The organism is Weizmannia acidilactici, assembly GCF_008974225.1.
GTDB classification, from domain to species: domain Bacteria; phylum Bacillota; class Bacilli; order Bacillales; family Bacillaceae_C; genus Weizmannia; species Weizmannia acidilactici.
The window spans coordinates 1-2,018 of record NZ_BKZR01000089.1 but is presented as its reverse complement, the minus strand read 5'-3'; the positions used below and the strand labels follow the sequence as shown (position 1 = coordinate 2,018).

1 protein-coding gene is annotated in these 2,018 nt (G+C 47.7%); it reads left to right on the top strand.

All coding sequences use genetic code 11. The features are described 5' to 3' along the window. Positions 1-366 precede the first annotated feature (366 nt). Positions 367-1,869: a DHA2 family efflux MFS transporter permease subunit gene (locus GBH70_RS16325; protein ID WP_151682004.1), complete on the top strand. Its 1,503-nt coding sequence runs from the start codon at positions 367-369 to the stop codon at positions 1,867-1,869. Positions 1,870-2,018 lie beyond the last annotated feature (149 nt).

Sequence of the window (2,018 nt, the reverse complement as noted above, 5' to 3'; positions counted from 1 at the left end):
TACATTTAAATGATAGAGTGTCTTCCCACTTTTTTTCATTCATAAGTCCCCGAGTAAAATTTTACACATACTTGAACAGGTTCGGAATTGCCCTTTGTTTTTAAGCGTCCCGTGCTGAACATAAAAAGTGATTGGAACAGCGGACCCGATTCAATTCTTTTTCTTGACTTCCAGTTAAAAATGAATAAAATAGTTAGAGTGCCAAATATTTAGTTAAGCAAAATAAATGAAATGCTTTCTCCCGTTCCAAAGGCGGGAGTTTTCTTATTACCTCGTCTGCCCCGACGGAAAACCAATCGGATATTTCCTCTCCGGCATAGTTCAGTGACCAAAGCTCAAACTATTATATTGAATGGGGGATTGTGAATGGAAAAAACGAACGAGTTGAACCGTTCCGTAAAAATTGTGCCGTTTTTTTCGGTGATGATGGCAGGCGCATTGGTTGCTTTTTTGAATCAGACGCTGATTAATGTCGCGCTGCCGCAAATCATGAACCATTTAAATATTTCCGCTTCTACCGCCAACTGGCTATCTACGATTTACATGCTCACAAACGGGATTGTCATTCCGGTTACAGCATATTTGATGAGCCGCTTTACAACGAGACAGCTGTATCTCACTTCCATGGGGTTGTTTGCGCTCGGAACATTGATTTGCGCAATTGCGCCCGGATTTTCTGTTCTGCTTATCGGGCGGGTTGTGCAGGCGGTCGGGGCAGGCATTATTTTTCCGCTCATGACGAATGTCATATTTGTTTTATTCCCGCCAAACCGGCGCGGGTTTGCAATGGGGATTTTTGGCGTGGCGATGAACTTCGCGCCGGCGATCGGGCCGCCGCTTTCCGGATGGGTTGTGCAAAACTATTCATGGCGCACTTTATTTTTCATCATTTTGCCGATCGCCATTGTGGACTTGATTTTTGCAACGATATTTGTAAAAAATGTGACGGAAACGAGCCGGCCGAAACTGGATACGCTCGGTGTAATATTATCTTCCATCGGATTCGGGGGCATTTTATACGGATTTTCTACCGGGGGAACGAAAGGATGGGACAGCGTGGAAGTGTTGGCCACTTTGGCAGTGGGCGCCATTTCTTTTGTTTTATTCATTTGGCGTCAGCTTTCGACCGACCATCCGATTTTGGAGTTCCGCATTTTCCGCTACCCGGTATTTACCTTGACGATGGCTATTAATATTATTGTGACGATGGCGCTGTTTTCCGGTATGATTTTGATGCCGATTTACATGCAGAATGTGCGCGGATTTACCCCGCTGATGTCCGGATTGATGCTTTTGCCGGGCGGGATCGTAATGGGGATCATGTCGCCGATTACAGGGCGCCTGTTTGACCGTTACGGGGTGAAATGGCTTGCCCTGGGTGGCCTTGCCATTACGATTGTCACCACGTATGCCCTGACCCGGCTGGAATTGGATACAACTTTTACGTATGTCGTGACAGTCTACACGATCCGCAGTTTCGGGATGTCGATTTTAATGATGCCGATCTTTACGGCCGGTTTAAACGACCTTCCGCTTGCGATGAATAAATTCGGCACCGCGATGGTCAATACTTTCAGGATGGTGGCGGGCGCTGTTGGCACGGCCTTTTTCGTCTCGATCATGACGAATAAAGGGCTTGCCCATACAAAGGCGATCATGGCTGCCGGGCAAATATCGCCGGCGGATAAAATCCATGCTGCATTGGCGGCAAGGGAAGGAACTGTCATGGGCATAAATGACGCGTTCATGGTGGCCACTTACCTGGCAGCTGTTGCTTTCATCCTCGCCTTTTTCATCCAGAAAACAACACCGCGCGACAGCCTTCCGGAAAAAGCGGTACAGCCGGCAAAAACTGCAACGCAATCCTAATCAAAGGGGCTGTCCCAAAAGGCGGTAATCTGGCTGAAGGGGAGCCCCTTTCTTTGTGAAAAAATTATTATCGTTGGTTGTTGATGATCGCGAAATTCACTCGCTTTCCGCACGCGTCGCGAGCCTCCTCGCATGTTCCTCACGGTGCA